Annotated in this window: 26 protein-coding genes; 13 read left to right on the top strand and 13 right to left on the bottom strand. The window is 70.9% G+C overall.

Going from position 1 to position 25,321, the window contains the following annotated elements:
* Position 1: 1 nt before the first annotated feature.
* From AB0O15_RS22930 to AB0O15_RS22920, 3 genes are read right to left on the bottom strand one after another with little or no spacing between them, the layout of a single operon-like run.
* The gene (locus AB0O15_RS22930; protein WP_364321871.1) at positions 2 to 862 is read right to left on the bottom strand and encodes a sugar ABC transporter permease; all 861 of its coding nucleotides are present in this window, start codon (positions 860 to 862) and stop codon (positions 2 to 4) included.
* On the bottom strand, positions 859 to 1,884 hold the full coding sequence (locus AB0O15_RS22925) for an ABC transporter ATP-binding protein (protein ID WP_364321868.1): 1,026 nt from the start codon (positions 1,882 to 1,884) through the stop codon (positions 859 to 861). Before AB0O15_RS22925 ends, AB0O15_RS22930 begins: the two co-directional genes overlap by 4 nt.
* Positions 1,881 to 3,095, bottom strand: a complete 1,215-nt coding sequence (locus AB0O15_RS22920) for an extracellular solute-binding protein (protein WP_364321865.1) — start codon at positions 3,093 to 3,095, stop codon at positions 1,881 to 1,883. Before AB0O15_RS22920 ends, AB0O15_RS22925 begins: the two co-directional genes overlap by 4 nt.
* Before the next feature lie 95 nt (positions 3,096 to 3,190).
* Here AB0O15_RS22920 and speB point away from each other — a divergent pair, with 95 nt between their 5' ends.
* Complete coding sequence (gene speB / locus AB0O15_RS22915) at positions 3,191 to 4,195, top strand: agmatinase (protein WP_364321862.1); 1,005 nt, start codon at positions 3,191 to 3,193, stop codon at positions 4,193 to 4,195.
* Here speB and AB0O15_RS22910 read toward each other — a convergent pair.
* From AB0O15_RS22910 to ribA, 3 genes are read right to left on the bottom strand one after another with little or no spacing between them, the layout of a single operon-like run.
* Complete coding sequence (locus tag AB0O15_RS22910) at positions 4,155 to 4,628, bottom strand: MarR family transcriptional regulator (protein ID WP_364321860.1); 474 nt, start codon at positions 4,626 to 4,628, stop codon at positions 4,155 to 4,157. The two genes, speB and AB0O15_RS22910, sit on opposite strands and share 41 nt — an antisense overlap.
* Positions 4,606 to 5,073, bottom strand: coding sequence for a deaminase (locus AB0O15_RS22905; RefSeq protein WP_364321857.1), 468 nt, complete (start codon positions 5,071 to 5,073; stop codon positions 4,606 to 4,608). Before AB0O15_RS22905 ends, AB0O15_RS22910 begins: the two co-directional genes overlap by 23 nt.
* Positions 5,074 to 5,078: 5 nt before the next feature.
* Positions 5,079 to 5,714: a GTP cyclohydrolase II gene (gene ribA, locus AB0O15_RS22900; RefSeq protein ID WP_364321854.1), complete on the bottom strand. Its 636-nt coding sequence runs from the start codon at positions 5,712 to 5,714 to the stop codon at positions 5,079 to 5,081.
* Between the two features lie 126 nt (positions 5,715 to 5,840).
* On the opposite strand from ribA, the gene AB0O15_RS22895 reads away from it, so the two are divergent.
* Together AB0O15_RS22895 and AB0O15_RS22890 are read left to right on the top strand one after the other, a co-directional pair.
* Positions 5,841 to 6,176: a PadR family transcriptional regulator gene (locus AB0O15_RS22895; protein WP_364321851.1), complete on the top strand. Its 336-nt coding sequence runs from the start codon at positions 5,841 to 5,843 to the stop codon at positions 6,174 to 6,176.
* Positions 6,173 to 7,252: a hypothetical protein gene (locus AB0O15_RS22890; protein ID WP_364321848.1), complete on the top strand. Its 1,080-nt coding sequence runs from the start codon at positions 6,173 to 6,175 to the stop codon at positions 7,250 to 7,252. The genes AB0O15_RS22895 and AB0O15_RS22890 overlap by 4 nt, the downstream gene beginning before the upstream one ends.
* Here the strand turns inward: AB0O15_RS22890 and AB0O15_RS22885 are convergent.
* The 3 genes from AB0O15_RS22885 to AB0O15_RS22875 all read right to left on the bottom strand — a co-directional run bounded on the left by AB0O15_RS22885 (position 7,247) and on the right by AB0O15_RS22875 (position 10,346).
* Complete coding sequence (locus AB0O15_RS22885; RefSeq protein WP_364321845.1) at positions 7,247 to 8,461, bottom strand: PEP/pyruvate-binding domain-containing protein; 1,215 nt, start codon at positions 8,459 to 8,461, stop codon at positions 7,247 to 7,249. The genes AB0O15_RS22890 and AB0O15_RS22885 overlap by 6 nt on opposite strands.
* Complete coding sequence (locus AB0O15_RS22880; protein ID WP_364321842.1) at positions 8,458 to 8,682, bottom strand: hypothetical protein; 225 nt, start codon at positions 8,680 to 8,682, stop codon at positions 8,458 to 8,460. The genes AB0O15_RS22885 and AB0O15_RS22880 overlap by 4 nt, the downstream gene beginning before the upstream one ends.
* Before the next feature lie 365 nt (positions 8,683 to 9,047).
* The gene (locus tag AB0O15_RS22875; protein ID WP_364321839.1) at positions 9,048 to 10,346 is read right to left on the bottom strand and encodes a helix-turn-helix domain-containing protein; all 1,299 of its coding nucleotides are present in this window, start codon (positions 10,344 to 10,346) and stop codon (positions 9,048 to 9,050) included.
* Between the two features lie 143 nt (positions 10,347 to 10,489).
* On the opposite strand from AB0O15_RS22875, the gene AB0O15_RS22870 reads away from it, so the two are divergent.
* From AB0O15_RS22870 to AB0O15_RS22850, 5 genes are all read left to right on the top strand, one after another.
* Positions 10,490 to 10,831: a helix-turn-helix domain-containing protein gene (locus tag AB0O15_RS22870; protein WP_364321836.1), complete on the top strand. Its 342-nt coding sequence runs from the start codon at positions 10,490 to 10,492 to the stop codon at positions 10,829 to 10,831.
* Positions 10,832 to 11,068: 237 nt separating this feature from the next.
* On the top strand, positions 11,069 to 12,265 hold the full coding sequence (locus AB0O15_RS22865; protein ID WP_364321833.1) for a homogentisate 1,2-dioxygenase: 1,197 nt from the start codon (positions 11,069 to 11,071) through the stop codon (positions 12,263 to 12,265).
* Positions 12,262 to 13,479, top strand: coding sequence for a fumarylacetoacetase (fahA, locus tag AB0O15_RS22860; RefSeq protein ID WP_364321830.1), 1,218 nt, complete (start codon positions 12,262 to 12,264; stop codon positions 13,477 to 13,479). The genes AB0O15_RS22865 and fahA overlap by 4 nt, the downstream gene beginning before the upstream one ends.
* Positions 13,476 to 14,135, top strand: a complete 660-nt coding sequence (locus AB0O15_RS22855) for a helix-turn-helix domain-containing protein (RefSeq protein WP_364321827.1) — start codon at positions 13,476 to 13,478, stop codon at positions 14,133 to 14,135. The genes fahA and AB0O15_RS22855 overlap by 4 nt, the downstream gene beginning before the upstream one ends.
* Positions 14,136 to 14,144: 9 nt before the next feature.
* Positions 14,145 to 15,746: an amidohydrolase family protein gene (locus tag AB0O15_RS22850; protein WP_364321824.1), complete on the top strand. Its 1,602-nt coding sequence runs from the start codon at positions 14,145 to 14,147 to the stop codon at positions 15,744 to 15,746.
* 70 nt (positions 15,747 to 15,816) lie between these two features.
* Here AB0O15_RS22850 and AB0O15_RS22845 read toward each other — a convergent pair whose 3' ends face one another.
* Positions 15,817 to 16,854 (bottom strand): FAD-dependent monooxygenase, encoded by a 1,038-nt coding sequence (locus tag AB0O15_RS22845; RefSeq protein WP_364321821.1) that lies wholly within the window; start codon positions 16,852 to 16,854, stop codon positions 15,817 to 15,819.
* A 288-nt stretch (positions 16,855 to 17,142) separates the two neighbouring features.
* Between AB0O15_RS22845 and AB0O15_RS22840 the strand changes: the two genes are divergently transcribed.
* Both AB0O15_RS22840 and AB0O15_RS22835 read left to right on the top strand, forming a co-directional pair.
* Positions 17,143 to 17,646 carry an SRPBCC family protein gene (locus AB0O15_RS22840; protein ID WP_364321818.1) on the top strand — a complete coding sequence of 168 codons (504 nt, stop codon included), beginning with the start codon at positions 17,143 to 17,145 and terminating at the stop codon, positions 17,644 to 17,646.
* Between the two features lie 20 nt (positions 17,647 to 17,666).
* A complete protein-coding gene (locus tag AB0O15_RS22835) occupies positions 17,667 to 18,323 on the top strand; it encodes an SRPBCC family protein (RefSeq protein WP_364321815.1) in 657 nt (218 codons plus the stop codon).
* Positions 18,324 to 18,385: 62 nt separating this feature from the next.
* On the opposite strand, the gene AB0O15_RS22830 is transcribed toward AB0O15_RS22835, so the two are convergent.
* Both AB0O15_RS22830 and AB0O15_RS22825 read right to left on the bottom strand, forming a co-directional pair.
* Entirely contained in the window at positions 18,386 to 21,064 is a 2,679-nt protein-coding gene (locus tag AB0O15_RS22830) for an AAA family ATPase (RefSeq protein ID WP_364321813.1), read from the bottom strand.
* A gap of 144 nt (positions 21,065 to 21,208) precedes the next feature.
* A complete protein-coding gene (locus tag AB0O15_RS22825) occupies positions 21,209 to 21,835 on the bottom strand; it encodes an AAA family ATPase (RefSeq protein ID WP_364321810.1) in 627 nt (208 codons plus the stop codon).
* 314 nt (positions 21,836 to 22,149) lie between these two features.
* Between AB0O15_RS22825 and AB0O15_RS22820 the strand changes: the two genes are divergently transcribed.
* Positions 22,150 to 22,479 (top strand): hypothetical protein, encoded by a 330-nt coding sequence (locus tag AB0O15_RS22820; RefSeq protein ID WP_364321807.1) that lies wholly within the window; start codon positions 22,150 to 22,152, stop codon positions 22,477 to 22,479.
* A 248-nt stretch (positions 22,480 to 22,727) separates the two neighbouring features.
* Here the strand turns inward: AB0O15_RS22820 and AB0O15_RS22815 are convergent, their stop codons facing one another.
* Positions 22,728 to 23,204, bottom strand: a complete 477-nt coding sequence (locus AB0O15_RS22815; RefSeq protein ID WP_364321804.1) for a hypothetical protein — start codon at positions 23,202 to 23,204, stop codon at positions 22,728 to 22,730.
* A gap of 429 nt (positions 23,205 to 23,633) precedes the next feature.
* Between AB0O15_RS22815 and AB0O15_RS22810 the strand changes: the two genes are divergently transcribed.
* Both AB0O15_RS22810 and AB0O15_RS22805 read left to right on the top strand, forming a co-directional pair.
* Complete coding sequence (locus AB0O15_RS22810) at positions 23,634 to 24,095, top strand: hypothetical protein (protein ID WP_364321801.1); 462 nt, start codon at positions 23,634 to 23,636, stop codon at positions 24,093 to 24,095.
* 74 nt (positions 24,096 to 24,169) lie between these two features.
* Entirely contained in the window at positions 24,170 to 25,321 is a 1,152-nt protein-coding gene (locus AB0O15_RS22805; RefSeq protein WP_364321800.1) for a ThuA domain-containing protein, read from the top strand.

Below are 25,321 nucleotides of genomic sequence, written 5' to 3'. Positions count from 1 at the left end.
ATCACCCCTTGCCGGCGGAGGAAGTGCCGGTGTAGAAGCGGGACCGCAGCCCGAGCACCACGCCGACCACGGCCAGCTCGACCACGCCCATGATCACCGCGATGGCGCTGGCCAGCGGATAGTCGTACACCTCGTAGCCGGCGTGGTAGGCCGCGATGGATATCACGCGGGTGCTGCCGGCCGGGTCGCCGACCAGGATCGCGGACGGGAACACGCTGAACGCCAGCACGAAGGTGAGGCAGAAGGTGGTGGCCAGGCCGGGCGCGAGCAGCGGCAGGGTGATCCGACTGAAGCGCTGCCACGAACGGGCGCCGAGGGTGGCGGCGGCCTTCTCCAGGCTCGGGTCGATGCCGCTCAGGTAGGACAGGATCAGCAGGAAGGCGAACGGGAAACCGGTGATGACGAGGGAGAAGAACACGCCCCAGAAGTTGTTGGTGAGGCGGACCGGATCGCCGGGGAGGATCCGGTTGAACCAGCCGGTCGGCCCGAGGAAGTTGAGCAGCCCCTCGGCCGTGAGCACCGTCCCCAGCGTGATCGGCACGACCAGCACCGTGGTCATCAGGCGCTTGCCGCGGAAGCGACCCCTCATCCGGTATGCAATCGGCACCGACGCCGCCACGTTGAGCAGCGCGGCGGGCAGGGCCAGGCCGAGCGTGGTCGCGATGGTGTCCCGCTGATAAGGATCATCGAAGAAGCTCCGGTACGCCCCGAGCACGCCACCCCGGTCGGGTTGGAACGACAGGCCCACGCCGTACGCGAAGGGGTAGACGAAGAGCGCGAGAACGCACAGCAGAGCCGGCAGCAGGAGCGCGAGTTGCCGGTCGATCCCGCGTTCCGCGAGCCGGTGCCGCAGGGCCGTCATGCCGGGAACACCAGCACACGCGCCGGGTCGGCCACCACGGTCACCTGGTCGCCCGGCGCCGGCCGGTGGGCCGCCCGCAGGTGCAGCGGCACTCCGGCCAGGGTCCGCGCCTCGACGGCGACCTCGCGTCCCTGGTATTCGACGACCTCGACGGTGACCGGCACCCCGCCGGGGCCGACCGCGAGGTCTTCGGGCCGGATGGCCACCATGACGCTGGATCCCACCGGCAGCGAGGAGGCCGCCCGGAACGTGAGACCGGATCCTTCCACGGTCCCCTCGGCCGACACCTTCATCGGGAGCAGGTTGCGGTAGCCCATGAAGTCGGCGACGTGCGCGTTGGCCGGGAGGTCGTGCAGTTCGGCCGGGGTGCCGATCTGGTCGACGCGGCCGGACCGCAGGACCACGAGCCGGTCGGCCAGGGACAGCGCCTCCTCCTGGTCGTGGGTCACGTACACGGTGGTCAGCCCGAGCGTCTGGTGCAGCCGCCGGATCTCGGTCCGCATCTCCAGCCGCAGCTTGGCGTCCAGGTTGGACAGTGGTTCGTCCATCAGCACCAGGGACGGCTCCAGCACCACCGCGCGGGCGATGGCGACGCGCTGCTGCTGGCCGCCGGAGAGCTGCCCCGGCAGTTTCGAGGCGTGCTCCTCCAGGCGTACCAGACTGATCGCCTCGTCCGTGCGCCGGCGGACCTCGGCCCGCGGCACCCGCCGCATCTGCAGCCCGAACGCGATGTTCCGCCGGACCGTGAGGTGCGGGAAGAGCGCGTAGTTCTGGAACACCATGCCGAAGCCGCGGCGTTCCGGCGGCAGCGTGTCGAGGCGCTGGTCGTCCTGCCAGATGCTGCCCTCGGTGAGCGGGAGCAGCCCGGCCAGGCAGTTGAGCGCGGTCGACTTGCCGCAGCCGGACGGCCCGAGCAGCGCGATGAACTCGCCGCGCTGGATGGTCAGGGTCAGGTCGGTCAGCGCGTCCTTGCCGCCGAAGCGGCGCGTGACCCCGTCGATCCGGAGCGAGGAGAAGGTCACTTCTTCACCTTGGCGCCGCCGATCTCCCGGTCCCAGCGGTCGAACGCGGCGACCAGCGCCTTCGCGTCCAGCGGCACCTCGAGCGGGTTGGCGGCGATGAGCTGCTCGTACTCCGGCCGCCCGTAGTCGGCGAGCGCCTGCCGGCTCTCCTCCGGCGCCATGGTCAGCGGCACGTCCTTGACCGCCGGGCCCGGGTAGAAGTAGCCCTTGTCGTACGCCTTGGCCTGCTGTTGCGGGGTGAGCATGTCGGCGAGCAGGTTGAGGACCGCGGCCTGCTTGTCGACCGGCACGCCGCGCGGGATGACCGCGTAGTGCGCGTCGGTGACCCAGTGGAAGCCCTGGAGGGTGCCGACCGCGGCCTCCTTGGGCACGGTGCCGAGCACGCGCGGGTTGATGTCCCAGCCGGTGGTGCTGACGATGATCTTGGCCGAGCCGTTGGCCAGGTTCTTCATCGTCTCCGAGGTGGCCGACGGGTAGAGCGTGATGTGCTTGTTCAGCTCGGCCAGGTAGGCCCAGGTCTTCGACCAGCCGTTCACCGGGTCCTTGGGGTCGCTGTCCTCGAGCAGGTAGGGCAGGCCCATCAGGAAGGTACGGCCCGGGCCCGAGTTGGACGGCCGCGCGTACTGGACGGCGCCGGGGTTCGCCTTGGCGTACGCGAGCAGCTCCTCGGCGGTCTTCGGCGGGTTGGGCACCTTGGCCGGCAGGTACTCGATGAGCGGCCCGGACGGGTAGTAGGTGACCGTGACACCCTCGTCGCCGGCGAGCTTCTGCATGGCCGCGGCCCCGGGCAGGTAGGTGGCCATGCCGGGCAGCCGGGCCGCGCGGTCGGGCACCTTCAGCCACAGGCCCTGGTCGATCCCCGCGGCCAGCCCGTCCACGCCGGTCAGCACCAGGTCGATGTCGACCCGGTCGGCGTTCTGCTGCGCCTTGACCTTGCCGACCAGCTCGGGGGCGGTGGCCTTGGAGTAGGTGACCCGGGCGATCTGGTCGCTGTTGCGCTTGGCGAAGTCGTCGATCATGCCCTGGGTGAGCTGGAGGTTCCCGGCCACGTCGAGGATGTTCAGGGTGATCGCTTTCGACGGTTTGGCGGGCACCGGCCCGTCGGTGCTCCCGGACGTTCCGCCGGGCGCGTCGGGGGCGCCGCACCCCGCGGCGACCAGGAGAGCGGCGAGAACTGTGGTCCGGGTTGCCTTGCGGATGTCCACGGCCATGCGCAGAGTCTTCAGTCCATTTCGGAAAGATGTCAAGAGATCGACTACGGTGATTCTCCGGCGTATGGGAGCGCTCCCGGCCGTAGGGTGATGGCGTGACGGACGGACTGCCGACCTTCGGCGAACGTGACTGGGTGCCCTCGGCCGACGCGCTCCGGGAACGGCGACCCGACGCGGCCGTGGTCGGCGCTCCGTTCGACATCTCCACCACCTACCGGCCGGGCGCCCGCTTCGGCCCGCGGGCGCTGCGGGCGGCCGCCTACCACCCCGGCACCTACCACCTCGACCTCGGCGTCGAGCTGTTCGACTTCATCGACCTGGTCGACGCGGGCGACGCGCACTGCCCCCACGGCCAGACCGAGGCGTCCCACCGGAACATCGAGGCCAAGGTGGCCGGCGTCGTCGACCAGGGGATCTTCCCGATCGTCATCGGCGGCGACCACTCGATCACCTGGCCGTCGGCCACCGCCGTGGCCCGGAAGCACGGCTGGGGGCGGCTCGGGCTGATCCACTTCGACGCGCACGCCGACACCGCCGACCAGATCGACGGCAACCTGGCCTCGCACGGCGCCCCGATGCGGCGGCTGATCGAGTCGGGCGCGGTCCGCGGGCGGAACTTCGTGCAGATCGGGCTGCGCGGCTACTGGCCGCCACCCGAGGTCTTCGACTGGATGCTCGAGCAGGAGATGACCTGGCACCTCATGCACGAGGTGTGGGAACGGGGCATCACCGCGGTGCTGGCCGACGCGATCGCCCGGGCCGGCGACGGCTGCGACGCCATCTACCTGTCGGTCGACATCGACGTGCTCGACCCGGGGACCGCGCCCGGCACCGGGACGCCCGAGCCGGGCGGGATGACCGCGGCCGACCTGCTGCGCGCCGTACGGCAGGTCGCCCTGGAGACGCCCTTGGTCGCGATGGACGTGGTCGAGGTGTCCCCGCCGTACGATCACGCCGATCTGACCGTCAACAACGCTCATCGGGTGGTCTTCGAGGTGCTCGGCGGCCTGGCCTACAAGACGCGGGCGCGGCAGGGCGGGTCACCGACCCGCCCGGGGATCACGCCGGACGCCTCGCGCCTGCGCTACCCGCCTGATTGATCTTGCCCGCGATCGTGCCCAGCCGCTCGACGTCGTCCGGCGTGAGCGCGTCGAACACCCGGCGGCGCACCTCGGCCACGTGACCGGGCGCCGCCGCCTCCAGGGTGGACAGGCCCAGGTCGGTCAGCTTGGCGATCTGCCCGCGCCGGTCGGTCGAGCACGCCTGCCGGCACACCCAGCCCTTCTGCTCCAGCGCGGCCACCGCGTGGGACAGCCGGCTGCTGGTGGTGCCGGTGTGGCGGGCCAGGTCGGTCATCCGCATGGCCCGGCCCGGCCGGTCGCTCAGCATCGCCAGGATCTGGTAGTACGCGTGCGGGATCCCGGTCTCCTCGCGCAGCTGCCGGTCGAGCGCGGCCGGCAGGAGCATCAACATCTGCACGAGCTCGAGCCAGGTCGCCTGTTCGGCCGGGTCAAGCCAGCGCGGCTCGTTCATCACACTCCCGCTTCAGCAGGTGCGCGTTCACCGCGGCCACCCGGTCGCTCAGGTCGGACCGCTCGACCACGTCGATCCCGTTGGCCCGCAACGTCTCCAGCCCCGTGCAGTCGGCGAAGAGCTCCGGCTCGCGCATCGCGAAGACCACCCGTCTGAGGCCGACGTTCACGATCAAGTTCGTGCAGGGGTACGGTCGGGAGCGCCGCATCGTGCACGGTTCGAGCGAGCTGTAGATCGTGGCGCCGGCCAGGTCACCCTCGGCCTTGGCCAGCGCGACCTCCTCGGCGTGGTTGTGGTCGTCGCCCTCGCCGGTGTAGCCGGTGGCGATCACCCGGCCGTCGGCGCCGACGATGATCGCCCCGACGGCGTAGTGGGCCGGGGAGGGCGGGGAGAGGCGCGACAGGTCGATCGCGGCGCTCAGCCAGTGGTGGTCGTCGTGGCGCATGGTGGTCAGCCGGCCAGGTCGAGCGTGTGGTGGGTGTGGTCGCGCTTGGCGGTCAGGTAGCGCACGTTCGAGGCCGACACGTGCACGCCGGTCGGCACCTGCTCGTCGACCGTGAGCCCGAGCGCGCCGAGCTGGGCCGCCTTGTCCGGGTTGTTGCTGAGCAGCCGGAGGTTCGTCACGCCGAGCGCCGTCAGCATCTGGGCCGCCGCGGTGTAGTCCCGTTCGTCCTCGCCGTGGCCGAGCGCCAGGTTGGCCTGGTAGGTGTCCAGGCCGGTGTCCTGCAGCGCGTACGCGTCGAGCTTGGCGTAGAGCCCGATGCCGCGGCCCTCCTGACGCAGGTAGAGCAGGAAGCCGCCGGCCTCGGTGATCCGCTCGGCCGCCTCGCGCAGCTGCGGACCGCAGTCGCAGCGCCGGCTGCCGAAGACGTCGCCGGTGAGGCACTCGCTGTGCGGCCGGACGAGCGGGTGGCCGGCAAGCGCGCCACGCCAGTCGCCCAGCCCGAGCGCGAGGTGTTCCTTGCCGTCGACCAGGCCGGTGAAGGTGAAGACGTCGGCGCTGGTGGCGTACCCGTCGGGGAATTCCAGCGGCACCACGACGCGGGTGCGCACCGCGGCGGCGGGAACGGTCAGCACGTCCGTCATCGTGACTCCCAGGTTGTTGACGTATCAGCGACAACACTCGACCTATCTTGCTGAAACTTCAACAACACCGTCGGTGTCGCTGATCACAGGTTGACCCATAGTCAACTGATCTTTATATTGCCTGGCATGGGGAAGCCGATGCGTGAGCCGACCTTCTGGATCCTCACCGCGCTGGCCGAGCGGGCCCGACATGGGTACGGCGTGATCCAAGAGGTCGCCCGCCTGTCCGACGGCCAGGTCACCCTGCTGGCCGGCACGCTCTACGCGGCGCTCGACCGGCTGGCCGCCGAGGGCCTGGTCGAGGTCGACCATGACGAGGTCGTCGACGGGCGGACCCGCCGCTACTACCGCCTCGCCGACGCCGGGGCGTCCGCGCTGGCCGCCGAGTCGTCCCGATTGCAGAAGAACGCCCAGACCGCGGTGGCCCAGTTGCGGACGCGGCCTCAGCTGGGTACGGCGTGAGCGGGCTCGAGCGGCGGTACCGGCGGCTGCTCCGGGCGTACCCGAAAGGGCCGCGCCGCGACGAATTGCTCGACACCCTCCTGGCCGCGGCCCCACCCGGCCGGCCGCGGCCCACCCCGGCCGAAACCCTCGACCTCGTCCGGCACGGCGCCCGCGCCCGGCTCGGCCGCCCGGCCGGCCGCTGGGTGGTGGTCACGGCGGTGCTGGTCGCGCTGACCATCGGGTACGCCGGAGCCGCCTTCGCCGCGCGGATCACCTGGACCGCCGTCCCCGGCTACCCGACCGGCGCCCGCCTGGCCGAGATCACCGGAACCGTGTTCCCCGGCGCGCCGATCGACGGCTACCGCAGCGACGACGGCCTGTTCCTGGGGATCTCCGAGCAGAGCTTCACCGAGCAGCTCTTCCTCGGTCGCAACGAAGACTTCGAATACGCCACGTACGACTTCGGCCCGGTCGGCGGCAACTACGTGCCCGGCGAATACCACCGGTTCACCGACGAGGCGGTCGTCCGGCTGGAGCGGGCCGGCTGGACCGTGCACGACGTGTGGCCGACCGGCAACACCTGGATCGCCACCGGCGAACTCGACGAGAGCGGCCGCGCCTTCTGGGCCACCCGCGACGGCCTGAGCATGGAGTTCGAGGCCAGCACCATCATCAACACCGACCGCAAACCGCCCGGCACGTTCTACGCCTCGGCCACCCTGACCCGCCTGCCGCCCTGGTACGTCACCGCCGCGGCGGCCGTGGGCCTGCTGCTCGGCGCGATCGTCGGCTGGCTGCTGACCGGCTGGGTGAGCCGCCACACCGAACGCTCCACCCCCGGCGCCCGCGCGGTCAGCCACACCACCGCCGGCCTCGCGCTGATCATCACCCTGCCCCAGACCGTGTTCGGCGTGGTCGCCATGGTGGCCGAGCCGCTGGCGACGAGCCCGCCCTTCCAGCCGTTCTGGTCGCTGAGCCTCACCTACGGCTACGGCTGCGTCCTGCTCGGGTTCGTCCTGAGTCTGATCGCGGTGGTGACCGCCGCGCTGGGCGCCCGCGCGGCCGGCGATCCGGTGCACGAGACGTTCTCATAGGCCCGTCGCCCACGCGCGCAGGCGGGTCTCGGCCGGGTCGGCGCCCGGGATGCGCGGCGGGTGCTCGCCGGCGGCGACCACCCCGGTCGAGCCGTCGACCGTGATCACCGTGCCCTCCGCGAGGGCTTCGAGCGGGGCGCCGACGACGGCCGGTTTGCCCATCGAGCGGGCCACCACGGCGGCGTGGCTGGCCGGTCCGCCGCGGGCGGTGACCACGCCCGCCGCGGCGGCGAGGCCGTGCAGGTCGAGCGGGGAGGTGGTCGGGCGGACCAGGATGACCGGTCCCGTCATCCGGACCGCGGCGTCCGCGGTGGTGGCGACCCGCCCGGTGGCCACGCCCGGGGAGGCGCCCAGCCCCCGGGCCAGCGGCGGCACCTCCGCCGGCAGGCGCGGCACGCGGGGGAGCCGGTCCAGGTCGACCCGGGCGACCGCCTCGGCCCGGGTGATCAGCCCCTCCTCGGCCAGGTCGACCGCGACCCGCGCCGCCGCGTGTCCGGCCACGCCACCCGGCCGCACCTGGAGCAGCCACAGCCGTCCCGACTCGACGGTGAACTCCACGTGGCACACATCGCGATAGTGCCGTTCCACCCGTTCCAGTGCGGCTCGCAGGGAGGCCCAGACATCCGGCAGACGGGACGCCAGCTCGCCGACCGGCAGCGTCCGCTCCTCGCCGGCGACCACGGCGTCACCGCGCCGTCCCGGCAGGAACTCGCCGTACGGCCCGGGATCGCCGGTGTTGGGGTCCCGGCTGAACGCCACGCCTGAGCCGCTGCGCCCGTCCCGGTCGCCGTACACCATGGCCTGCACGATCACCGCCGTGCCGGCCTCGTCCGCGATGTCGTGCAGCCGCCGGTAGGTGATCGCCCGCGGCGTGTTCCACGACTCGAACACGGCCGCCACCGCATCACCGAGCGGTGGCCGCACATCCAGCAGCGTGCTCATCATCCCCGGCATCGACACCGCCGCCCCCGACCGCACCGACACGGCCCCACCACCCGCCGACCCGGCCCCGCCACCCAGCACCGCGGCCGCCTCATCCAGCCCGTCCGGCCGCCGCCCCGTGGCGAGATATTCCCGGCAGTCCGCCGTGCCGACCACAAATCCGTCCGGCACCGCCAGCCCGAGCCGCAGCAGCCGCACAAGCCCAACCGCCTTCCCCCCGATCACCTCCGCGCTCGCGTCAAGCCCCGCCTCCAGCCGCGCGATCACCGCGGAATCCCCAACGTCACCAGCAGATCTTCATGCAGCTGAAACCACACCCCGTGGTACGACTCGAGCTCCTCCGACACATACGCCCCGTCGCCCGCCCGCACCCGCCCCAACGCCACCCCGAGCCGTTCCCGATACCGCCCGAACCGCCCCGCCACCCCGCTCATCTCCCCGAGCAGCACCCCCGCCCGCCCGTCAACCTCAACCAGCCCGTCAAGCACCCGCCCGTCATATCCCCCGTCCCCGTGGTCATTGACGGCCCCGCTGCGCATCTGCCAAGCCGTGCAGAGATCCAAAACCTCAGAATTCAACCCCTCAAACCTCCGGTACGCCTCCGTGAGCAAGCGCCGAGCCCCCATCGAATCCAACTCCCGAGCCACCCACTCAGCATCCGCAACCTTGCCCGCCGCGCTGATTCCCCACCCCCCGAACGGACCCCTTTGATGCGTGACAAGCCCAGCAACCGCCAGCCCGAGCAATTCGCCCTCAGCCAGGTCTACATCGATCCCCGCGGCCTCAGCCACCCGCCCCACCGAGCTGAACCCCATACACCGCAACGTATGCAGCACTTCCCACCGCCCGCCGGTCACCGCCGCCCGTCCGCTCTGTAGTCGGCAACGGCCAGAGCGGCACCCCGCCCTTCAGCCCGCGCGACCATGTGTCGCCCCCGCACCCGCACCGCAACCTCGGCCTGTTCCGCCACCCCCACCCGAAGCGCTCCCGCAACCGCGCCATCGTCATCCACCACCACCCGCAACGCCGCCGGACCGCCCTTCGCCGCACCAGCCCTCACGGTCGCGTCGCGATCCGCTGAACCTCCTGGTCCCGCGCTGCGTCCCGTCGCGCTCCCGCCCGCCTCTATGCCGCCGCCTGCCTCTGTGCCGTGGCCTGCCTCTGTGCTGAGGCCTTCCGCTGTGCCGCCGCCCGTCTGTGTCTCGCCGCCGGGCTCGGCGGCGTTGGTCGGCGCGATCCGTCGCAGGCAGCGCGCCATGTCCGCGACCCGGAGGCGCACCAGGGCGCCCAGCTCGGCCGGCCGCTCACTGACCACGACCAGCGTGACCGGCTCACCCGACCGCACGGCCTCCTCGGCCGCCCCCAGCCGCCCGGTGCCGAGCACCACGATCAGCCCGTCCCATCGCCAGAGATCAACCTGGTCCCCGCCGACCAGATCGGTGAACGGCTCGGGCGGATCCCAGGCCCGGCCATCCCGCTCCGCCGGCGCCACGAACGCCCGATGCGGCGGCTCCCACGCCTCACCGAGGTCGAGCGAGGCCAGATGCCGGCCGGCCCGCACCACATCGAACGGATCACCCACCCCCGGCGCCACCTCGGCCTGATGACAAACCCCGTCGAGCAGCGACCGCACCACCTCGGCCAGCCGCACCAGCCGCCGCCCCGGCGCCCGCCCCTCCGGCACCCGTCCCTCCGGCACCCGTCCCTCCAGCGCCCGCTCCTCCAGCGCCAGTGCCAGCAACAGCCCTTCCAGCCGGGCCACCCCCGCCATCGCCGCGCGCTCCGCGCCCCCCGTCTCGAAGACGCCGGTCAGCGAGCGGAGTCGCAACCGCCCGTCGGCCGGCGCATCCGAGGTGAGGGGGAGACGTTCGAGCCAGATCCGCGCGAAGGCCTCAACCGCGTCCGCCAGATCACGCCCACTCTCCATCGGCGCGCTTTCCTCAGCGCCCTCGAGGTCGAGCAGAACGGCCAGGTAGAGCGCCCGCTTTCCGGGGAAGTTGGCATAGATCGCGCCGCGCGTCAGCCCCGCGCTCTCGGCGATCCGATCGACCCGCGCCTCGGCATACCCGTGCTCCGAGAACTCCGCCCGCGCCGCCGCCAGCACCGCCGCCCGCGTTCGCACCTGCTGTTCCGCCCGGCTCAACCGTGCCACCCGCCGCCCCTTTGCTCTGCGCACCTATACGCACCAGCAAGATACCGACGACATCTGAATACCGGCAACATCTGAAATGAGTCATGATCCTAGGATGCTCAAGAGGCTGTGAAGCCTGCGGCATTCCATCCGTTCGAGAGGGTGTGAAGGTCGAGGTCCAGATTCCGCTCGCGCCCGTCGTCGAGATCGTCTTCCCGCGGTGGAAGGCGCAGGTGCTGTGGGCGCTGCTCACCCGGGGCCGGCTGCGCTTCGGGGAGATCGCCCGTGAGCTGCCCAGGATCGCGCCCAGCATGCTCACGCTGCGGTTGAAGGAGCTGGAGGCCGACGGCTTCATCGTGCGGAACTGCTTCGCCGAGTCGCCGCCGCGGGTCGAGTACGCCGTCACCGACCTGGGTCGCTCGCTGAAGCCGATCTTTGACGACCTGCTGGCCTGGTCGGCCCGCCACCTACCGGAGGTCGAGGCCAGTCGCTCACGGCGGAAATGAGCACAAGCTGGATGGAACTGCGCGGCCGGAGCCGCACACGCCGAGGTGAGCGAGCGGCTGGGCCGAGGTGAGCGAGCGGCCGGGCCGAGGTGAAGGAGCGGCCGGGCGGAGGGCGGAGGTGAGGAACGGCTCGGCGGAGGGCGGAGGTCGCGCGGATTGCTCACGGCGTACCTCGGAATCGGGTTGAAAGAGCTGGAAGGGCTGGATCGATATGCGGGCTTGGTGTTCGATTATCGGATGGCTTACTACCGGCAGGTGGGTAGCGTCCCGCCCAAGCGGCACACCCAGCACCGCCGCCCGGACGGCGGGCTCTACTCCGAGGAGCTGGTCGGCGAGGAAGGGTTCTCGTCCGACTCGTCGCTGCTCTATCACCGTGGCATCCCGTCGTCGCTGGTCGGCGCGCGGGCTTGGGAGTTGCCCGACCAGTCGCTGACGCCCAATCAGCCGTTGCTGCCGCGGCACCTCAAGTTGCATGACCTGTTCCCCAAGCCGGATGGGGACGCGGTGACGGGGCGCCGGCTTGTGCTGGGCAACGCGGACGTGCGGATCTCGTACTCGATCAGTGACCGTCCCTCGCCCTACTACCGCAACGCGACCGGGGACGAGTGTGTGTTCGTCGAGCGGGGGGCCGCGACCGTGGAGACCGTGTTCGGGGCGCTGGACGTGGTCAAGAACGACTACATCGTCATTCCGCGCAACACGACCCACCGCTGGCTGCCCAAGGACGAGGAGCCGCTGCGTACGTACGCGATCGAAGCGAACTCACACATCGCACCGCCCAAGCGCTACCTCTCCCGTTACGGCCAGTTCCTGGAGCACTCGCCCTACTGCGAGCGGGACCTGCGCGCCCCGGCCGAGCCGCTGCTGGCCGAGGGGAGCGACGTGGAGATCTACGTCAAGCACCGTGGCGACGGGCCGGGCGGGCTGGCCGGCACCGTCCACGTCGTGCCGGAGCACCCGTTCGACGTGGTCGGCTGGGACGGCTGCCTGTACCCGTACACCTTCAATCTCGCCGATTTCGAACCGATCACCGGGCGCGTGCACCAGCCGCCGCCGGTGCACCAGGTGTTCGAGGGCGCCAACTTCGTGATCTGCAACTTCCTGCCGCGCAAGGTCGACTACCACCCGCTGGCGATCCCGGTGCCGTACTACCACTCGAACGTCGACTCGGACGAGGTGATGTTCTACGTGGACGGGGACTACGAGGCGCGCAAGGGCTCCGGCATCGGTCAGGGGTCGATCTCGCTGCATCCGGGCGGGCACTCGCACGGGCCGCAGCCGGGGGCGGTCGAGAACTCGCTGGGCGCGGAGTTCTTCGACGAGACCGCCGTCATGGTTGACACATTTCGGCCGCTCAGCCTGGGCGAGGGCGGCACGGCGTCGGACGACGGCAAGTACGCGTGGTCCTGGTCGGGGCGGGGGCCGTCGGCATGAGCAGCTGGCTCGATCTGCCCGGGGACACCGGGTTCGGCCTGGCCAACCTGCCGCTGGGCGTGTTCTCCGGCGACGACACGCCCGGGATGCAGGGTGGTGCGTATGAGTGCGCAGAGCAAAGGGGGCGCACGGGGGTGGCGGTGGGGGACCGGGTGCTCGATCTGGCCGCGCTCACCGGGGACCCCGTCCACGCGACGGGCAGCCTCAACGCGTTCCTGGCCAAAGGACCGGACGAGTGGCGGCGGCTGCGTCGGCAGCTGGTCGAGTGGCTCACCGATCCGGCGCGCCGGGGCGAGGTGGAGCCACATCTGGTTCCGCGCGCGAGCGTGCGGATGCACCTGCCGGTCGAGGTGGGCGACTACGTCGACTTCTACAGCTCGCGGCACCACGCCGAGAATCTGGGCCGGCTGTTCCGCCCGGGCCAGCCGCCGCTCACGCCCAACTGGGCCCATCTGCCGATCGGCTATCACGGCCGGTCCGGCACGGTGCAGGTCTCGGGTACGCCGGTCCGCCGGCCCCGTGGCCAGCAGAAGGACGGCGCGTTCGGCCCGTCGCGGCGGCTGGACATCGAGGCCGAGGTCGGGTTCGTCGTGGGGGCGCCGTCGCGGCTGGGCGAGCCGGTGCCGGTCGGCGCGTTCCCGGAGCACGTCTTCGGGGTGTGCCTGGTCAACGACTGGTCGGCCCGGGACATCCAGGCCTGGGAGTACGTGCCGCTCGGCCCGTTCCTCGGCAAGTCCTTCCTCACCTCGGTGTCGCCCTGGGTGGTGCCGCTGGAGGCGCTGGCCGCGGCCCGCGTGGCGCCGCCCGAGCGTGATGTGGCCGTGCTGCCCTATCTCGACGACGCGGCCGAGCCGTGGGGCCTGGACCTGACCCTCGAGGTGTGGCTCAACGGCGAACGGCTCTCGCGGCCACCGTTCGGGCCGATGTACTGGACGGCCGCCCAGCAACTGGCCCACATGACGATCAACGGCGCTTCGGTGCGTACGGGTGACCTGTTCGCCTCGGGCACGGTCAGCGGGCCCGACCGTGACCAGCGCGGCTCGCTGATCGAGCTGTCCTGGAACGGCGCCGAGCCGATCAAGCTGGCCGACGGCACCACCCGCGCGTTCCTGGAGGACGGCGACGTCGTCACGATCACCGCCTCCGCGCCCGGCCCGGACGGCGAGCGCATCGGCTTCGGTGAGGTGACCGGCCGGGTCGAGGCAACATTTTGAGTGATGAGGCGCCGCAGTCCCAGACGCTGGACCGTGGGATCCGGATCCTGGAACATCTCGCGGCCGCGAACGACGCGCGGACGGCCACGGCGATCGCGCACGGGCTGGGCATGCACCGGTCGATCACCTATCGGCTGCTGCGCACCCTGGAGGACCACCGCCTGGTCGAGCGTGATCCGGCCGGGCGGTACGGTCTCGGTCTCGGGCTGGCCGCGCTGGCCCGCGGCGTACGGACGGATCTGCAGTCGGCCGTGACCCCGCACCTGGCCGCGCTGGCCGCCGAGCTCGGGATGACCGCCTTCCTCGTGGTCCGGGCGGGCGCCGAGGCGGTGACCGTGACCAGCGTCGAACCGCAGGACACGCAGGCGCACGTGGTCTACCGGCCGGGGATCCGCCACCCGGTCGACCGCGGCGCGCCCGGCCTGGCGCTGCTCATGGCCGACCCGCCGGGCGAGACCGACCGGCCCGAGCTGGTCGAGGCCCGGCGGGCCGGGTTCGCGACCTCGCTGGGCGAGGTGATCGCCGGGCTGCGCTCGGTCGCCGCGCCCCTCGCGGTGGCCGGCGCCGCGCTGGCCGTGGTGTACGTGGAGTCGGAGTTCAGCCCGGAGCGGATCGGCCGGGCGGTGGTGGCGGCCGCCGGCAAGATCATCGAATAGGTTGGGGTCATGCCCGCCGCCGACCTGATCCTGATGGCCGACACGATCCACGCCGCCGGGCCTCCGGCGGGCGCGATCGCGATCAGGGGCGGCGTGATCACCGCGGTCGGCGACCGGTCCGACGCCCGGGACTGGCGTGGCCCGGGCACCGAGGTGATCGATCTCGGGCCGGCCACGATCACCGCCGGGCTGGTCGACGGGCACTTCCACCCGGTGATGGGCATCGGCATGACGCGGGGCGCCGACCTGACCCGCGTACGCACGCTGGACGATCTTGTCGTTGCTCTGAAGCGGGCCGGCGAATCCGTGGCGCGGGGCGGCTGGGTGGAGGGCTGGGGGCTCGACCCGAACGTGTTCGGCGACGTGCCGGTCACCCACGCGCCGATCGTCGAGGCGCTCGGGCCGGACGTGCTCGGCGCGATCCAGATGTTCGACGCGCACTCGGCCATCGCCAGCCCGCGGGCGCTGGAGCTGGCCGGGATCGGCGGGCCGCGCGGCTTCGCGTCCGGGGCGAGCGTCGTGTGCGACCCGGCCGGCCGGCCCACCGGGCACCTGCTCGAGATGGAGGCCGCCGCGCTGCTCGACGAGGTGATGCCGGCCGACGAGCCTTCCGAGCGCCGCGATCGGCTCCGTGCGCTGTTGCGGTCGATGGCCGCGAGCGGGCTGACCGGGGCGAACGCGATGGATTTCGAGGACGACTCGGCCGCGCTGTTCGACGCCCTGGAGGACGAGGGTGAGCTGCCGATCCGCTGGCGGTGCGCGCCGTTCGTCAACCCCGGCGTGGACGCGGACGGGCTGGCCGCGGTGGTCGACCTGCAACGCGCGGGCGGCCGGCGGTGGCGGGTCGACGGGGCCAAGTTCATGATCGACGGGGTCGTCGACGTGGGCACCGCGTGGCTCGACGAACCCGACTCCCACGGCGAGTGCACGTCGTCGCTCTGGCCCGACCCGTCGGCGTACCGCGCCGCCGTCCGGCAGCTCGCCTCGCACTCCGTTCCCATCGTCACCCATGCCATCGGTGACGCGGGCATCCGCTACGTGCTGGACACCTACTCGTCGGTGCCTCGCGTCTCGCCGGTTCCGTACCGCATGGAACACCTGGAGACCATGCCGTCCGACCTGGTCGCCCGGTTCGCGGCGCTGGACGTGACGGCGAGCATGCAGCCCAACCACTGCAGCCACTTCACCCGGGCCGACGGGCAGGACAACTGGTCCAAGCGGCTCGGCGAGACCCGGGCCGGCCGCGCCTATCGGATCCGGGACGTCCGCGACGGCGGTGGCCGCGTCGCCCTCGGCTCGGACTGGCCGATCGCCCCGTACGACCCGCGCGGCATCATCGCCTCGGCCCGTCTGCGCCGCCCGGCCGGTTCGCCGGACGTCGAGCCGATCGTCCCGTCCCAGGCGCTGACCGCGCGGATGGCCCTGGACGGCTACACCTCGGCCGCCGCGGCCGCGGCCGGGCTGGCCGACCGCGCCGGCCGGATCGCCCCCGGTTTCCAGGCCGACCTGTCGGCGTTCACCCTCGACCCGCTGACCGCCGGCCCGGACGAGTTCGCCGAGTCGCCGGTCCCGCTGACCGTGGTCGACGGGACGGTCACACACCGCGCCTGACGGTCGTCGGCTGGGCTTGGCGGTGCGCCTCTTCTACCGCAGGTCGTACGCGGTGCCCGACGTGGCCGGCTCATCGGGAACTCAGCTTGGCGCTCACGGCGACCGTCTCCTCCGTCTCGGCACGGCGGCGGCCCTCGTAAGCGGCGAAGGCGATCATCGGGTCGTGGTGGTCGTGTAGTGCCGTGGCCAGGGCCACGGCGTCCTCGAGGGCCATCGAGGCGCCTTGGGCCGCGGCCGGGACCGCGGCATGGGCGGCGTCGCCGGTCAGGACCATGCGGGCGTTGTGCCAGTGCGGGGTGGCCGGGATGTCGTAGGAATCGCTGCCCACGACGTCCGTGCCGGAGGCGGCGATGAGCGCATGGACGCCAGTGGCGTCGTCGCGGCACATCTGCAGGGCCAGGTCGCGCCACTGATCCGGGCTGAGCCCCGCTGCCGGTTGGTCGCCGTGGACGCGGGCGAACCACCAGGTCCGGCCGTCGCCGCCGGGCGCGGTGAGGCCGAAGAACGCCCGGCTGCCGCGGACCATGTAGTACTCGTCCAGGTCGAGGCCGGCCGGGTTGCCGGGCGCGTAGCCGTACACCACATGCTGCCCGGAATAGCGGGGCTCGGGGGCGTGGGGATCGATGAGCCGGCGGGCCCGGGAATGGACACCGTCCGCGCCGACGAGTACGTCACCGTTGGCTCGGCTGCCGTCGGCGAACCTGACCTCGACACCATCGGGACTGCTCGAGGCCCCGGTCATCCGCTTGCCGTGGTGCACCGGGATGCCTCGCGTGGTCGCAAGCTCTTGCAGCGCCCGGTAGAGCGCGGCGCGCGTGAGGGAGCGGGCAGGGCCTTCGATCGGCCGGTGTCCGAGCCGCCGGCCCTGGGCGTCGAGCAACGCCACCGCTCGCGCCGGGAACGACACCGCGTCCACCGCCTCGGCGGCGCCGATCTCCGCGAGCGCGGCCATGCCGTTGCGCATCACGGTGAGGAACGCGCCGGCATCCTCGCCGGCGGACGCGTGCGCCTCGTACACCTCGGCCTCGATGCCGGCTTCGAGCAAGGCGAGCGCGGTCGCGGTCCCCGCGACACCCCCACCGGCGATGATCACTTTGCGTACGGCCATGCACGCCATCCTGCCGCACCATCCACTGCCCACACCGCCCCGCACATACCGCCCTCGCACACACCGCCAGAGCCACCGGGTGACCGGGTGGTCGGGCGGGTCGGGCGGGTCGGGCGGGTCGCGGAAGCTGGCCACCCGCGCCGGGCGGAGAGCGGCCACGACGAGTAGGTAATTCTCGCCGATGCGGGCGAGACGGGTGCCTTGGCAAGATCGTCTGCGGTGTGCGGGGTCAGCCCCGCGACACGGTGGCGGCCAGCCGGCCGCCGTTCACCGCGGAGAGGTAGCGCGATGGAGAACGAGCAGCTCACCGGCGCGGCGACCGAAGGTCTGGGGATCGACGAGACGGCGCCGGTGATCAGTCGCCACAGCGTCACGGTGCACGCGGCGGCCGAGACCGTGTGGCTCTTTCTGACCGACATTGACGCGTGGACGACGTGGCTGCCGGAGCTTTCGTACGCGCGTGTGGAAACCCCGGGCCCGATCGGGCCGGGATCGGTGTTCCGGTGGTCCGTGTCCGGGCTGGACATTGTCTCGACCATCGCCGAGGTACGGCCGTACGAGCGCCTGGTCTGGTCCGGGCACGCCAACGGACCGGACGGCATTCTGGGCGTACACGTCTGGAACCTTGCTCCCGGTGACGGCGGGCTGCTCGTGTCCACCGAGGAGTCCTTCGCGGGCCCGCCGGTCGATGCCGATCCTGATTCCGTCCAGGCCGCACTGGACGAGAGTCTGGCCACCTGGCTGCAACGGCTGAAGGACACCGCGGAGACCGACGCGCCTCCATCGCGATGAGAACCAATGAGAGGGAATTTATGACCGTCATCCGTCCAGCACCTGGGTCGGGCATCAAACGCATGCTGGTGGTCTCGCTCGCCCTGACCGGCGTTCTGGGGTTCCTGGCCACGCCGGCGCACGCCTCCGTTCAGGGCGGCGGCGCCAACTCCGGAGCACCGAGTTGCGCGGGACAGGGCATCGACCCGAAGGCGAAGATCCGCTACCGGTCCGAGGTCGTCATCGACGCACCGCTTCGGACCGTCTGGAATCTGCAAACCGACGTGGAGCGTTGGCCGTCCTGGCAACCACCGGTCCTGACCAGCAGGCGTCTCGACTCCGGTCCGCTTCGCGCCGGCTCGTCGTTCCGGTGGACGACTCCGGTGCCGGAGACGCCCCTCAATCCCGCCACCACTCTCGTGGTCACCTCCACCGTTCACCAGCTTCAGCGGCACAAGTGCCTGCGGTGGAGCGGCCCAGCGGTGGGCGAAGGACTGCTGATCGACGAGGGAGTCCACGTCTGGACCTTCACCGAGGTCAGGGGCCGGGTTCTCGTGCGTACCGAGGAAACCTGGAGCGGCCCCCAGGTCGATGCGAACGTCGAAATCGGCACCGCCGCTCTCGGAGCGGGTCTCGAGGCTTGGCTGGCAAACCTGAAGACCGCGGCTGAAAGCGAGTGCGGCCGGCACCGCCGCTGACAACGCTGAACCCCCGACGCCCCGCCACCGACCCCCGCCGGTGGCGGGGCCGGCCGTCTCTTCTACAGCTGGAGCTCACGGAGCTGGCGCCGCGACGTTATCCCCAGCTTCCGATAGATGTTGCGCAGGTGGGCGTCGACCGTGCGAGGACTGACGAACAGCAGCGCGGCCACCTCCTTGGTGCCCATCCCCGAAGCGGCCCTGCGAGCGACAAGCAACTCCCGCTCGGTCAGCGCGTTGAGCGGATCGGTCTCGTCGGCACCGGGATGCTCGTCGACGGCCGCCAGCTCCCGCGCGGCCCGGTCGCAGAAGGCCCGCGCGCCGACCGTCTTCAGCAACTCGTGCGCGGCACGTAGCTCCATCCGCGCCTCGGCACGGCGGCCCACACTGCGTAGCCACTCCCCATACAGCAAGCGAGCACGCGCGTAGTGTCCGCGTAGCCGGGTGTGGGCGAACCGATCGATCGCGCCGATGTACAGCTCGTGAGCGCCCAGGCCCGGCTCGAGCAGCGCTTGCGCGAGCAGGTTCGCGCCGACCGCCCACGACGTGGGGCTGACCCGGGCGAGATCCTCGAGCCAGGCGGCTGAGAGCTTGCCCTCCTCCGGCCGGCGGGTACGCACGGCCGCCTCGACGAGTTCACTGTGGAACCCGGAGACGACGTACGAACCCTGCTGCTGCCGATCTCGGGCGACCAGCAACGCGTCGAGCGCGGCCTGGTAGTCGCCGAGCCCGTTGCACAACACGCCGGTCGCGTGGAAGACGGCCGTGTACTCCACGCCGTCCCAATGGCGCAGCACCTCCCGCACCTCACCGAACCGTTCGGTGTCACCACGCCAGGCGGCGAGGGTCAGGTCCGAGCCGAGGAGATTGGTCGTGCCCGCCGCCTCGTCGACCGCGCGTGCCTCGATGATGCTGGCGGCCGCATCGTCGAACCGGCCGACCATCGTCCTGGCGGCCGCCTGAAAACGCAGCGCATGCGGCAGAATCGCGTAGGCTCCCTGTGCCCGGGCCAGTTCGACCTGACGGTCGGTCAGCTGCTCCATCGCGACCTCGTCGCAGAGGTCGGCGCTCAGCACGCAGGCGCGCTCCATCCACCAAGGATTCGCATCGGACGCCCGGGCCTGATCCTGAAACGCCTCGATCGCGCGGCGCATCTCGGGTGCCGCTTGGTCGACGGGCAACAGGTTCTGGGCAAGCAGGGCGTCGAGGAGAAGATCGACGACGCGGGGCGGACGCCGTCGCGGTACCCGCTCCTGGATGCGTAGGGCGAGACGGCGCAGCCGGCCAGGCTCATCGATGCTGAACATCAGGGAGGCGAAGGCCTCCAGGTAGATCTCGCGGGCCTGGTCGGGCTCGAGGCCATCGGCCGCGTCGGCAAGGGCGAGCGTCGCCGGGATACTGCGCGCCACGTGGTAGTCGATCATCGCGTCCAGGAGGCGCAGCTCGGCGCGGTCGGCCGTTCCAGGCGGACCCTGCCGAGCCTGATTGACCAGTTCCCGCGCGGCTTCGGGCGCCCCGGACTTCAACCGGGCTCGGGCGGCGGACAGCAACCGACCTGTCCGCCGCGAAGCGTCCGGCGTCAACTGGGCGGAGCGTTCCAGAAATGCCGATGCCGCGGCGAAGCCCCCACGTTCGCGCGCGCGGCAAGCCGACCTTTCCAACTCCGCCGCGATCGACTCGTCAGGAACGGCGACCGCGTTGGCTCGGTGCCACGTGCGGCGGTCCGCAGCCGTATCGGCACTGGTCGCCTCGGCCAGCGCCGCGTGTACCTGCCGGCGTGTCCGGGCATCCGCCGACCGGTACGCCGCGGAACGAGCCAATGGATGCCGGAAGTGCAAGCAGGGACCGGCCACCAGCAGGCCATCCTCCTCGGCCGGGGTGAGATCGGCGGCGTCCAGACCGAGAACTGTCATGGCCCGGCGTAGCAGCATGATGTCGCCCAAGGGCTCCGCCGCGGCGAGCGCCATGACCAGCCGGGTGCCCGCCGGCAACCGCAGGATCCGACGTGTGAACTGCGCCTCCAACGCGCCTTGCACACCACCCGTCACCACGTTCGGCAGGCCCAACGGATCCGCGTCCCGCGCGAACTCCACCAGTGCGAGGGGATTGCCGTCCGCCTCGGCGACAATTCGTTCCAGGACCGGGGCGTCGTGATTGGCCAGCGCTGACATGCGGAGCAGGTCAAGGGCTTCGCTGGCCGCGAGCCCGGCAACGGCGAGCCGGGGGAGGCGATCGAGCTCAGGAACAGCGTCGACTTCCCGGGCGGTGAACACCATCACGACCCGATCGGCGCCGATACGGCGTGCGACGAATGCCAGCGCCTGCCGTGACGCTCTGTCACTCCACTGCGCGTCGTCGAGCACGCAACACACCGCGACGTCCTGCGCCGCAGCGCCCAGAAGGCTCAGCACCGCCAGGCCGACCAGCATGGGATCCGGTGCGGCACCGGCGCCGAGCCCGAAGACCGTATCCAGTGCGAGCCGCTGAGTTGCCGGGAGCTCGCGGCGGTACTCCAGTACCGGAGCGCAGAGCTGGTGCAGCGCCGCATAGGGCAGCTCGCTTTCGAACTCGACGCCGCTCGCGCGCAGCACCCGCCAGCCGTCGAGCGACTCAACCGCGGCCCCGACGAGAGTCGACTTGCCGATGCCCGCCCCGCCGACGACAAGCATCGCGCCTCCACGCCCGCCCGCCGCGAGCGCGCCGAGCTCGCGCAACTCCGACCGCCGCGCGACCAAACGCATCCACACACCCCGTCCCGATGTCGTCTTCGTCGCAACCTTAACGTCGGCCACGCCCGTCAGCGATTGGCGCGGGCGGCATGACCACCCCCCATATCGTGGCACTGTCGGCAGCTACGCTGCGTCATGATCGGGACTTCGGGCGAATCATGATCTCTTGGTTCCGGTACCGAGGCAGCCGGTCGCGCTGCCAGAGGTCAGCAGGCCAACGACCGCCGCCTCGATGATCCGGACCCTCGGTTCCTCCCCGGCCGAGGTGTCGGCCTCGATAACGGCGTCGGCCCCTCGTGGCGGGTGGAAGATCGAGGGATCCATCTCACCTCGCTCGAACTGGGCGGCCAGCTGCTCATCCACCGTCCAGCCCTTCGACGCCCGCGCCCGGAGCCGTTCGCGGACGACTGCCTGGTCAGCGGCCACGTGAACAGCCAGCACCCGAGCGCCGCACGCGTGCAGCGCATCGACCAGATCCCCGGAGATCAGCGCCGACTCCACCACAAAACTCACCCCGGATGACGCCAGAAGCCGCGCGGTATTGACCATCACCCTCTCGGCTCGGCCCCCGAAGGGACCGCCGGCAAGGTGGACGTCCGGGTCGAGCCGGACGCTCCCATCCTCGGCCGCGCGAGCCGACGACAGCCCAAGACCGGTCTTGATCTCGTCCCGGGTCAGGAACAGCACACCAAGATGGCGTGCGGTCGCAGCGGCGACAGTGGTCTTCCCGGCCGCTGGCGACCCACACACGGCAATCACGACGGGCCTGTCGTCAGTCGGCATGCGGCGATCGTGCCAGACCGTCGCGTAACCGGCGGCCGGGCGGCAATCGTCAGCCCTGTTGGGCCCCGTTCAACGACAGCGCGCGGTCAGCGCCGAGATGAGGGCGCTGCTTCGTCAACCTCAATCGTCACACGGTGTCGATTCCGCCGCTCCCGTTTCACCGCTTCCACCGGTCGTGCACTTACATCAAGCGGTTTGTCGGCCTCATAGCGGCCGTGCGGTCAGCTGAATATACCTGGGTGAACCGCAACGATAGAAATGGCCCGAGCGACGCCCGGCGACGTTCGCCAACATCGACCCGGAACGAGGCATGAGTGTTGCGACCCGGACTCATCGCCGTTGCCTTGGCCGCCGCCCTGTGCGGTGCCTTGGGCAGTCCCGAGCCTGCCGCCGACGGGCGAGATGAAGCGCCGGTCGGTCCGGCCACACCGATCAACATCAGGGCAACCAGCGGAGGCGGAACCGACCTGTCCGACGACGAGATCGCCGAAATCATCAAGCAGGCCAACCGGCCGCCTACCTCAGCCGAGGCCGAAGCGGCGATCGACCGAACCAGGAAAAACTCCGCCCCGTCGCACTACTACCCAGGTGACGCACCGGACCCGAACCAAGAACCGCCCCCACTGGCCGGCAATGGGCCGTGACAGGGGGCTAAATCAGCGCCTAACACTTTCGTCCTTCTCGCATTGCATTCATCTGCCGCCGATAAGGCGCGACGTCGGGCAGCTCTTCGCTCACGGTGGTTGGTCGTTCGTGCTGGCTAGCGGTGATTGGCCGCGGCGACGGCTCGTCATGGAGGGTAGGGAGCGGCCTGTTGCGGCGTCGGCTGAGCCCTCCAGTAGGCCCGCCGACTCGTGTCGATGAAGCTAGCGGTTGGCCCATCGGCGGGTATCTATCCCTCGCAGGAGGCAGCCAACTCGGTTCCCAAACCCCTGAAGTAGGGCCACCCGGGCGTGCCGCCACCAAACCCGGCCAATCGCACCTCAAGGAATGGCTGAGCTGCGATCCAGGCTCGACCATAAGCAGATCCCCACTCTGCCACGAAATCGTCCTTGTTGATGTAGTTTTTGGCCACGTACATACCGGCGATGTCCAACATTGCCACAGCACGATTGATCTGGTCGAAGACTTCGGGCTCCTCCGCACGAAGCCTATTGACATCTGCCACGCTCTGAGCGCGGGTGAACAGTAGTCTCCTACCGCGTTGCAGGTCGGAGTCGACCATGCGCTCATGAAGTTTCAAGAAGAGGTCGCGGCGATCCTGCTTGCGCCGATCGCGGTAGGTTAATCCGGCGATGGTGAGAGCGGTGAGCGATATAAATACCGAGATCAAGGAGCTGACCTGCGAAGCAGTTCCAACGTCTTTCACGAGGCAAAGTTTAGCGGCAAGGAGCGGCTACGTTGTTGTCAGCGTTGCACTTTCATGCCGCGATGAGGGCGCGACCCGCGGTATCCGTCACGAGTTGAAGTAGGCCAGGACGGCCAGTACCCGGCGGTGGTCGCCGATCGTGAGCCCGTCGGTGGTCATGGTGAGCCGTCGCGCCGCGCGCCGCCCCGGCTTGGACCCAGTTCGACAAGGTTGCCGCGATGCCTCCGCCGTCTCCGATGTAGTCAAAGGTCCGATGTCTGAATGCTTCGGATAGTTAAAAACATTGACGGTGACGGATTGACGAACAAAGTCGTCCAATGTTAACTACGGGTCACGGGCGTGGGTCAGGCAGTTGCCGGACCCACGTCGACTGCTCGTTTTCGGCGGACGGGCAGGCCCCTGCCACGAGCGATCGAAGGGATCGTGTCGATGAAGGTGCGTACGCCGATCATGGCGGCGCTCGCCGCCGCCGTCCTCCTCCTCGCCGAGCAAGCGGCGTCCGCCCAGGCCTCGCCGGCCGACGCCGCGTTCAACAGCGGCACCGGCGCGCTGAACGTGAACTACGGCAGCTACCTGGCCAAGCACGACATCGTCTACAACCGGCCGAACTCCAGCCCGGTCCAGGGACTGACGGCCGGCACGTTCGCCGATGGCACGGGCGTGGGCCTGAGCCGCGGCCAGAGCGACCCGAACGGCTTCGGCTACACGTTCGCCGCCACGGTCGAGGGCGCCGGCTTCACGTCGCAGACCATCAACGGCACGCGGGTACGCCTGAGCATCGCCGGGGCGAGCAGCTGCACGGTCTGGTTCACCGCCGCCAGCCGCAAGAACGCCGCGGGTGGCAACTCGGTGCAGGCCGCCCGCGACCAGTTGAGCGCGGTCGACGGCTGACCCATCCCAACCGGTGGGGGCCTGTCGCGCCGAAAGGCATGCCCCCCACCCTCATCCCCCGAAGGAGCGCACCCATGCGCTGGAAAGTCCTGGCCGCAACCGTCCTCCTGGCCACCACGGCCGTCGCCGTCCCCGCGGCGCCGGCCACCGCCGCACCGCTCACCAAGGTCCTGGTCTTCTCCAAGACCGCGGGCTTCCGGCACTCGTCCATCCCCCAGGGCATCGCCGCGATCCAGCGACTCGGCTCGCAGAACGGCTTCAGCGTCACCGCCACCGAGGACGCCGGCCAGTTCACCGCGGCCAACCTCGCGCAGTACCAGGCCGTCGTCTGGCTCTCCACCACCGGCGACGTCCTCAATGACACGCAACAAACGGCATTCGAGGGGTACGTCAGCAGCGGCGGCGGGTACGTCGGCGTGCACGCGGCGGCCGACACCGAGTACGCCTGGACCTGGTACGGCACCACGGTCGGGGCCTACTTCCACTCCCACCCGGCGATCCAGACCGCCACCGTACGCGTGGAGGACCCGAACACCGACGCCACCGCGCATCTGCCGGCGGCGTGGTCGCGGACCGACGAGTGGTACAACTACCAGACCAACCCGCGCAGCGGCGGCGCGCACGTGCTCGCGACGCTCGACGAGAGCACGTACTCGGGCGGGAACATGGGCGCCGACCACCCGATCAGCTGGTGCAAGAACGTCGGCGCGGGCCGAGCCTGGTACACCGGCCTCGGGCACACCGACGAGTCGTACACCGAGGCGAACTTCACCCGGATGCTCCTGGGCGGCATCCGGATCGCCGCGCAGTCCGTGACCGCCAACTGTGGCGGGACGGTCAGCACCGACCTCGCCCGGGGGAAGCCCGCCACGGCGTCCAGCACCGAGGCGGCGTCCTACGGCGCCGGTAACGCGGTGGACGGGAACGCGGGCACGAGGTGGAGCAGCGCGTTCAGTGACCCGCAGTGGATCCGGGTCGACCTCGGCGCCGTCCGACCGATCAACCGGGTCAAACTGACCTGGGAAGGCGCGTACGGCCGGGCGTACCAGATCCAGACCTCGACCGACGGCAGTGCCTGGACCACCGCGGTGACCGTCACCAACGGCGACGGTGGGGTGGACGAGTCGACGCTCAGCGCCAACGCCCGGTATGTGCGGGTCTACGGCACCCAGCGTGCGACCCAGTGGGGCTACTCGCTGTGGGACCTGAATGTGTACGGGGCCTGA

Source organism: Actinoplanes sp. NPDC089786 (assembly GCF_040684855.1).
GTDB lineage: Bacteria > Actinomycetota > Actinomycetes > Mycobacteriales > Micromonosporaceae > Actinoplanes.
The sequence above is the reverse complement of the archived record's forward strand: the minus strand, read 5'-3'. Positions and strand labels throughout refer to the sequence as shown.

Coding starts and splice junctions, on each gene's coding strand:
- AB0O15_RS22920 (WP_364321865.1), bottom strand. CDS start 3,095: ATGGCCGTGGACATCCGCAAGGCAACCCGGACCACAGTTCTCGCCGCT.
- AB0O15_RS22825 (WP_364321810.1), bottom strand. CDS start 21,835: ATGCCGACTGACGACAGGCCCGTCGTGATTGCCGTGTGTGGGTCGCCA.
- AB0O15_RS22840 (WP_364321818.1), top strand. CDS start 17,143: ATGGAGAACGAGCAGCTCACCGGCGCGGCGACCGAAGGTCTGGGGATC.
- AB0O15_RS22905 (WP_364321857.1), bottom strand. CDS start 5,073: ATGCGCCACGACGACCACCACTGGCTGAGCGCCGCGATCGACCTGTCG.
- fahA (WP_364321830.1), top strand. CDS start 12,262: ATGAGCAGCTGGCTCGATCTGCCCGGGGACACCGGGTTCGGCCTGGCC.
- AB0O15_RS22910 (WP_364321860.1), bottom strand. CDS start 4,628: ATGAACGAGCCGCGCTGGCTTGACCCGGCCGAACAGGCGACCTGGCTC.
- AB0O15_RS22810 (WP_364321801.1), top strand. CDS start 23,634: ATGAAGGTGCGTACGCCGATCATGGCGGCGCTCGCCGCCGCCGTCCTC.
- AB0O15_RS22830 (WP_364321813.1), bottom strand. CDS start 21,064: ATGCGTTTGGTCGCGCGGCGGTCGGAGTTGCGCGAGCTCGGCGCGCTC.
- AB0O15_RS22865 (WP_364321833.1), top strand. CDS start 11,069: ATGGCTTACTACCGGCAGGTGGGTAGCGTCCCGCCCAAGCGGCACACC.
- AB0O15_RS22895 (WP_364321851.1), top strand. CDS start 5,841: ATGGGGAAGCCGATGCGTGAGCCGACCTTCTGGATCCTCACCGCGCTG.
- AB0O15_RS22805 (WP_364321800.1), top strand. CDS start 24,170: ATGCGCTGGAAAGTCCTGGCCGCAACCGTCCTCCTGGCCACCACGGCC.
- AB0O15_RS22845 (WP_364321821.1), bottom strand. CDS start 16,854: ATGGCCGTACGCAAAGTGATCATCGCCGGTGGGGGTGTCGCGGGGACC.
- AB0O15_RS22850 (WP_364321824.1), top strand. CDS start 14,145: ATGCCCGCCGCCGACCTGATCCTGATGGCCGACACGATCCACGCCGCC.
- ribA (WP_364321854.1), bottom strand. CDS start 5,714: ATGACGGACGTGCTGACCGTTCCCGCCGCCGCGGTGCGCACCCGCGTC.
- AB0O15_RS22835 (WP_364321815.1), top strand. CDS start 17,667: ATGACCGTCATCCGTCCAGCACCTGGGTCGGGCATCAAACGCATGCTG.
- AB0O15_RS22930 (WP_364321871.1), bottom strand. CDS start 862: ATGACGGCCCTGCGGCACCGGCTCGCGGAACGCGGGATCGACCGGCAA.